We start from the raw sequence: 7,438 nt of genomic DNA on the forward strand, positions 1-7,438 counted from the left end.
CGGTGTGCGTGATCACCGCGCCTTCGCTGTCCCTCACTGACGAGGCCCTTGCCGCCGGCTGGACGAAGGGAGCCGCCGCTGGTCCAGGACATGGACGCCAGTGGCCGACCGGCGGCCATGCGGTGGCGGCGTGATCGCGAGAGCATCGGCCCGGCTGAGGGGCACTTCGTCGGCAGACGGCAAGCGGCCCTGCAGGTTGCCCCCGTCGGCGCCAGAGCCCTCGGGCGCACATCTCCGGTGTGGGCCAGCTGCGATCGGGAGTGAGCCGGCACACATCCCGTCGGCCGGCGAGCCGGGCAAGGGTTAAGAATGGCAACTCCGCATCCGTCTTCCGGGTGCTCGCCGTCATTGTCGGGCCGCTTCCGCCGCAAGTCGGGAGGGCAGCTTCGGGTCCAGCACAACATGGAGGACAACACATGACCGGACAGATCCCCGAAACCAACTCCTCGGCTCTGCCGGCCAGTGCCAAGGAACTGCGGCAGAGCTTGGCCGAAGCCGGCTACCTCGCGGACGACGCCCTGGCCATGGCGGCATTCCTTGCTCTGCGTATGGGCCGGCCACTGCTGCTGGAGGGCGAGAACGGTGTCGGCAAGACCGAGACAGCCATCGCCCTCTCCCGGGTTCTGGGGCGGGAATTGATCCGCCTGCAGTGTTATGAGGGCATCGACACCAGTCAGGCGCTATACGACTGGCACTACGCACGGCAACTGTTTGCCGTGCGCGGCGGCTCGGGGCACGGTGATGTCTTCACCCGGGAATTCTTGCTTGCGCGCCCACTGCTGACGGCCCTTGAGAAAGGGTCGTCGGCAGTGCTGCTCATCGACGAGCTGGACCGCACTGACGACGAGTTCGAGGCTCTCCTGCTGGAGCTGCTCTCGGACTTCGCGGTGACCATTCCGGAGGTGGGACGGATCCACGCGACGAACCCGCCGCTGGTCGTCATCACCTCGAACCGGACCCGTGACCTGCACAACGCCGTCCGAAGGCGATGTCTTTACAGCTGGGTGGCTCACCCGGATGCCTCGCGCGAGCTGGAGATCCTGCGGCTGCGTGCGCCTGAAGTCCCCGAGCATCTCGCCCGCCAGATCAGTGAGACGGTGGCCCGGGTGCGGAGCCTCGACCTCACGCACCGTCCGGGCGTGGGTGAGGCACTGGACTGGGCGACTGCCCTGCACATGCTCGGTGTGATGTCACTGGACCATGAAACGGCCCGCGCCACTCTGACGGCACTCGTCAAGGAGGTGGACGACCAGCGAACTGTGCTCGACCACCTCGCGGACGTGGTTCTGGTCGCGGAGCAGTGACGTGACCGAGTCAATGGATACGACGATGCATCAGGGACGCACTGCCGCGCAGACGAACACCAGACGGATGTGCGTGGACTTCACCGGGGTCCTGCGGCGGCATGGCGTGCTGGTGAGTCCCGCCCAGACCTTGACATACTACGAGGCGATTCTCGAACTGGGCGACTTCTCCCTCACCGACCTCTTCTGGGCGGGGCGGGCGGTCCTCGCGCCGGACGTCAGGGTCCAGAGCGCCTATGCGCAGGCCTTCTTCGAGTTCTTCGCCGGAAGCGGCGAGGACCTGCCGCCCGCTGCGCAGCCCCGGCGTGACGGCGCGCCGCAAGAAGACGGTGCGAGCAGCAGCCCTTCCGTGAGCCTCACGGTCGACGAGGAGGCCACAGAGCTGCCGGCGGAAGCTCGGGGGGTCGCGAGTACGCTCGAGCGTCTGCGTGCGAAGTCGTTCGCTGCCATGACCGAGGAAGAGCGCCGGGAAACCGACCGAGTCATCCGGCGGATGCGCCCCAAGCTCGCTCATCGGCTGAGCCGTCGGCGGAAGTCGGCGCGCTCCGGCCCGTACTTCGACATGCGGCGAACACTGCGGCGCTTGCTGGCGACCGACGGCGAGCCGACCCAGCCGGGTCAGCGCCGTCGACGGATCCAGCAACGGCCCATCACGATCGTGGTCGACGTGTCCGGGTCCATGACGGCGTACGCGCACGCGCTGCTCAGGTTCTGCCATGCGTTGCTGCATGCTGGGCACAAGGTCGAGGCATTCACCGTCGGCGTCTCCCTGCACCGTGTCACCGACGTGCTGCGGCCCTCCTCCGCCGACCGCGCACTCGAACAGGTCGGCAGAGCGGTCACGGACTGGGACGGCGGCACCCGCCTGGCCAGCTCCTTGGCGCGTCTGCTGGAACTCCGCAAAGGGCACAGTGCCCTCCGCGGCGCCATCCTGGTGATCTGCTCCGATGGGCTGGACAAGGACGACCCGGGCCTGCTCCGGGAGGTTATGGCCCGGCTGAGCCGTATGTCGCACCACGTGATCTGGCTGAACCCGCTGAAGGCCGATCCGCGATACCAGCCTCTCGCCCGGGGTATGGCTGCCGCACTCCCCTACGTCGACGTCTTCTTGTCCGGACACAACATCGCCAGTCTCGAAGAGACAGCGCGTGTCCTCGCCGGAAGCCGGTTGGTCAACACGAATGGCGGTCGTTCATGAGAGACATCCTCGACGAATTGAGCGCGTGGTACCGCGTCGGCACACGGTTCGCCTTGGCCACCGTCGTGCGAACCTGGCACTCGTCCCCGCGCCGACCCGGCGCCTCCATGGCCGTCTCGGAGACCGGTGAGGTCATCGGCAGTGTCTCCGGCGGATGCGTGGAGGGCGCTGTCTACGAACTCGCACAGGAAGTGCTGGCCACCGGGATCCCAGCCAAGCAGACCTACGGTGTTGCCGACGGGGACGCCTTCGCCGTCGGCCTGACCTGCGGTGGGACGCTCGAAATCTTCGTCGAGTTGGTGACGCCGGAGCGCTTTTCGAACTTCGTTGACGTGGTCCAGGCTGCGCAGACCCGTAGTGCGCTCGCAGTCGCGACCGTTGTCGACGGCCCGGATCGGGTGGGCGCCCGCATGCTTGTGACCGAGCACTCAGCGATGGGAACACTCGGTCACGACTCGTTGGACCGGGGCCTCGCGGAAGCCTCACGTGGTCTGCTGGCCCAGGGGCGCAGCGCGGTCGTCCACCTCGGTCGCAACGGTGAGCAGCGCAGGGACGACCTGACGGTCTTCGTCGAATCCTTCTCGCCGACACCCGAGATGATCGTCTTCGGCGCGATCGACTTCGCCGGTGCGGTGGTGCGGATCGGCAAATTCCTCGGCTATCACGTGACGGTCTGCGACGCACGCCCGGTCTTCGCCACGAAACGACGCTTCCCCACCGCGGACGAAGTGGTCGTCGACTGGCCCCACCGTTACCTCTCCGGCCGGGAGGTCGACGAGCGCACGGTTTTGTGCGTCCTGACGCACGACCCGAAGTTCGATGTTCCATTGCTTGAACGGGCGCTGCGCACCAAGGCGGGCTACATCGGTGCGATGGGAAGCAGACGCACGCACCTGCGGCGGCTCGAACAGCTTCGGGAAGCCGGTGTGGAGGACCGCCTCCTTGCCCGGCTGTCCTCTCCGATCGGTATGGACCTCGGAGGCCGCACGCCGGAGGAGACAGCCGTCTCGATCGCCGCCGAGATCATCGCCTCAAGGTGGGGCGGCTCCGGCAACCGGCTGTCGGAGCTGACGACGCCGATCCACACGCAAGCGGCTCATGAGCTGTCGGAAACGGTGCGCTGAGCCCCCACGCCACACCGGAACGCTCGGTGCCGCGGCAGTGCGGCGGAAGCCGAACGCAAGGCCCGGGCCGACGCTTGTACATACGCAATCTGATCAACCTTTGTCTCTTGGAGTGCCAAGTGCCGTTTCGTCTTGATCGATTCCCCCAGAACGTTCGCCAGGCGCAGCTCCCGATCGGAGCCTCCCACTCGATCCGGCGAGCTGCCGTCGTCGCGAGGGAGAGCTGAGCATCATGACCAAGATCTCCCAGGTCCTCGCCTCGGTCGGGCTCGCGTGCGACTACTACACCGACTACGTCGCCATGGACGCCGACCGGCGCAGCGATGGGGTATTCGTGTTGGGGAAGCCGGTCACGCCGGGCTTCACGTCAATTCACGAGCGCGCCCGCTCTCTGAACATCCAACTGTTGCTTGAGGATGGATCGGTAGGACTCGGAGACTGTGTCTCGGTGATCCGTGCCGGTATCCGCGGTCGAGCGGCGCCTCTCTCTCCCGAGGACTACGAACCGATCGTGACGGGCAGCGTCAGCGCACAGCTGACCGGGGTCGAGGTCAGCAGTTTCCGGAAGCTCGCCACGCTGATCGACGGCCTGGCGACCGATGGGCAGTACCTCCACCCCGGGATCGCCTATGGCCTCAGCCAGGCCATGCTGGGCGCGACCGCCGCAGCGCAGCGCCGCACGATGGCCGAGGTCCTCGTGGAGGAGTACGGTCTGCCGGCTCCCACACGCACGGTTCCGATCTTCGGCTGCTGCAACGCCCGGGAACACCCGGACCAGGTCGACCGGTTGATCCTCGGACGCGCCGACGCCCTGCCGCACGGCGGATTCACCTCCGTCGAGCTGATCGGCGCCGAGGGTGAGAAGCTTCTGGATTTCGTCTCCTGGATGTCCTCACGGATTCAGACATACGGTGACTCCGACTACCGTCCCGTCGTGCATCTCGACGTCTACGGGACCATCGGCCGTATCTGCGACGGGGACCTCGGCCGCATGAAGACCTACCTCGGGCGCCTGCTCGCCGCCGCCGCGCCGCTCCGGCTGCGACTCGAGGACCCCGTGAGCGCAGGCGACGCCGTTTCCAGCCGCGAGGCGATGGGCCAACTCGTCGCCTTCATCGACGCCGAGGGGCTCCCGGTGGAGGTCGTCGCTGACGAGTACTGCAATACGCGGGAGGACATTGCCCTGTGGGCGCAGGAACGCGCTGCGCACCTTATCCACGTAAAAACGCCCGACCTCGGGTCGCTGACGAACACTGCGGATGCCATTCTGGAGTGTCGCCGAGCTGGGGTCGGCGTGTATGTCGGGGGGACGATGAACGACACCGAGGTGTCGGGCCGTGCCTGCACCCACATGGCACTCGCCTTCGGCGCCGACGTCGTCATGGCCAAGCCGGGGGCATGGCCGGACGTCAGCCTCGCATTGACCCACAACGAGATGGAGCGGACGTTGCGTCTGAGCGCTGCGCGCTGATATACGACGCGCCAGGAACCGTCAGCCACCTGCCGGTCTTTCGGTTCCGGGTGCGCCATGGTGAGCCGGAATCGCCCCGGTCTCGGCGATGGACCTGCCGAGCAGGATGGCGTCCCGCCGAGTGGTGTAGCCGATCAAGCTGACGGAATCCCCAGGTCGCGGCTCCAATGTCCCTCGCCGGAAGCCCTGTTGAGGCTCGTTGGGTCGGGACCAGCGGTGATCGCACCGACGGCCGGCAGCGGCACGTACCGGACGGCTCCAAAGCGGAAGCGGCGGACCGTGATCGGCTACACGACGACCGGGGACACGACCCCGAGCAGGCCTTGCTGGGCCCGCATCCGCATCCGTTGCATGCGGGTGCGGGCCAGTGCGGCGAACTCGTCGAGACCGCAGGGAGCCAGGCCCGGTCGCGTGAGCAGTGTGGTCGGTCGCGGTGACCGACTGGGTCCCGGCAGGCGGCGAGCCGGGGAGATCCTCACAAACGAGAGCAGGAGACCGCCAGCGGCTTCTGGCAGCGGGCGCAGGCCTTCTTCGGCCAGGCCGGGATCACCGTCGAGCGGGTACTGACCGACAACGGTGGCTGCTACCGCTCACGCGACTGGCGCATCCTGCTCACCCAGGCCGGCATTGCGCACAAGCGCACCCGGCCCTACCGGACACACCGCGCTGAAAGGGCAAGCACCCGCCAGCCGCGTCCCCAACCTCACAGGTCAGGTACACCTGGGCCTCGATATGTGCCCTGCACTCCCCCGTTCGAAAGCGAACAACCCGTGACAAACATCTCGCCACAGCCCGCAGCATCTGCAGATGGGACGAGGTACTGAAGGGCGTCACGGCGAGAGGGCTGGCGACTCGGTCGATCGGTCGTGATCCAGGCGGTCGACGGCTGCCAGTAGAAGCTCGGTGGTGCGGCGCACGTGGGCGCACAGCGCGGTTGCCGCGGCCTCGGGGTCACGGGCGAGCGCGGCATCGAGAATGCAGCGGTGCTCGGCTGCCAGATTCCGGCCCGGTTCGTCGCCGAGCGGCTGCGACCACCGGCGGTAGAGTTCGGCCTCGTCCCGCAGCCCCAGGGCGATCTGCACCAGTCGCCGATTGGCGCAGCCGTCCAGCAACGCCTCATGGAAGGCGGAGTGGGCGGCCGCCCAGTCATCGTCGATGCGGCTGGGGTCTTCTTCAACGGTGTAGGGAGTGCGTTCCAGCGTGTGGTGAGCTGCCACCAGCCGAGATTCCCAGGTGAGGTCCCCCTCGGCTACCGAACGCCGCAAGACAAGGCCCTCAACTTCGACCCGAGCCTCGGTGAGCTCACTCAAGGTATGCCGGGACAGCGGGGTCACGATGAACCCCTGATGAGGCTCGGACCGCACTAGGCCCTGCTCGGCCAGCCGCACCAGGGCCTCGCGCAGCACGCTGACGCTCACGTCGTATTGCGCCACGAGCGCGGGAAACTTCAGCCGGGCCCCGGGCAGCAACCGTCCGCTGAGAATGTCGGCACGCAGACGCGCTCGCACCTCGTCACTCAACGTATGCTTACCGCCCTTGGTCACCATGATGGTCATCATAGCTAAAGATCGAATTTACTGCAAACTTTCGAACTTCCCTCATTGATCAACTTGGTCCGCCAGTCGGGCGAGGTTTGGCGGCGTGCCCTTTCGCTCCGTCTCCGGAGCTGCGAGCACTCGCCGACCACGGGCCGGTTACCCAGGTGCGCGTCTGGGGCGGGTCGACGTCGTGCGTCGTGACCGGTCATGCGGAGCAAAAGGAATCGCTGGCCGACTCGCGCCTCAGTGTCGACTTCGCCGCACCCATGAGTGCTGCGAGGTGGTCATCGGTGCGGGCACCGCGTTCGCGGAAGGGCACACCGACAGCCGCGAAGTCGTCTTGCTTCCAGCCTGCGCCGATGCCCAGGATCAGGCGACCTCCGGACACGAAGTCCAAGGTGGCCGCCTGGTTAGCCAGGAGCAGCGTCGGCGAGTACGGCACCATGAGCACCGATGTCAGCAGCCGCAGGCGCGTCGTCGAGGCCGCGATGGCCGACAACAGCACGAGCGGGTCGGAGAGATAGGAGTCGATGGCATAACCGCTCTCCAGGAGGCGGTTACCGGCCGCGACATGACCAAAACCCAGGGCCTCGGCATGACGTGCGACGCGGAGCACAGCTGCTCCGTCGCCGAGGGACCAGCGCTGCTGAAGGGAGAGGCCAAGGTGCAGCGAAGACACGAGAAGACCCTTTCGGCCGGGGTCTGGAGCCTGCGTTCCGCGCAATTCAGGGGTTCTGGAGTCCCTTGCGAGGTGAAGGTGCAGGTCAGCGGGCTGGAGTCTGGTGACACGGCCGGATTCGCCT

General features: G+C 67.0%; 6 protein-coding genes and 1 pseudogene. 5 read left to right on the top strand and 2 right to left on the bottom strand.

Features of this window, described 5'->3' with window-relative positions:
* Window positions 1-416 precede the first annotated feature (416 nt).
* The 5 genes and pseudogenes from ACWC2T_RS42805 to ACWC2T_RS42825 form a co-directional block, all read left to right on the top strand.
* Window positions 417-1,304: an AAA family ATPase gene (locus tag ACWC2T_RS42805; protein WP_450675702.1), complete on the top strand. Its 888-nt coding sequence runs from the start codon at window positions 417-419 to the stop codon at window positions 1,302-1,304.
* 25 nt (window positions 1,305-1,329) lie between these two features.
* Window positions 1,330-2,502 (top strand): vWA domain-containing protein, encoded by a 1,173-nt coding sequence (locus ACWC2T_RS42810; protein WP_450675703.1) that lies wholly within the window; start codon window positions 1,330-1,332, stop codon window positions 2,500-2,502.
* Window positions 2,499-3,626, top strand: coding sequence for an XdhC family protein (locus tag ACWC2T_RS42815; RefSeq protein WP_450675704.1), 1,128 nt, complete (start codon window positions 2,499-2,501; stop codon window positions 3,624-3,626). The genes ACWC2T_RS42810 and ACWC2T_RS42815 overlap by 4 nt, the downstream gene beginning before the upstream one ends.
* A 232-nt stretch (window positions 3,627-3,858) precedes the next feature.
* Window positions 3,859-5,097 (top strand): methylaspartate ammonia-lyase, encoded by a 1,239-nt coding sequence (locus ACWC2T_RS42820; protein WP_450675705.1) that lies wholly within the window; start codon window positions 3,859-3,861, stop codon window positions 5,095-5,097.
* Window positions 5,098-5,582: 485 nt separating this feature from the next.
* Window positions 5,583-5,753: pseudogene (locus ACWC2T_RS42825) on the top strand (DDE-type integrase/transposase/recombinase); the annotation flags it as partial.
* 174 nt (window positions 5,754-5,927) lie between these two features.
* Here ACWC2T_RS42825 and ACWC2T_RS42830 read toward each other — a convergent pair.
* Window positions 5,928-6,644 (bottom strand): GntR family transcriptional regulator, encoded by a 717-nt coding sequence (locus tag ACWC2T_RS42830; RefSeq protein WP_450675706.1) that lies wholly within the window; start codon window positions 6,642-6,644, stop codon window positions 5,928-5,930.
* A 196-nt stretch (window positions 6,645-6,840) separates the two neighbouring features.
* Window positions 6,841-7,314 (bottom strand): LLM class flavin-dependent oxidoreductase, encoded by a 474-nt coding sequence (locus tag ACWC2T_RS42835; RefSeq protein WP_450675707.1) that lies wholly within the window; start codon window positions 7,312-7,314, stop codon window positions 6,841-6,843.
* Window positions 7,315-7,438: the final 124 nt, after the last annotated feature.

The organism is Streptomyces sp. NPDC001393 (genome assembly GCF_053597455.1).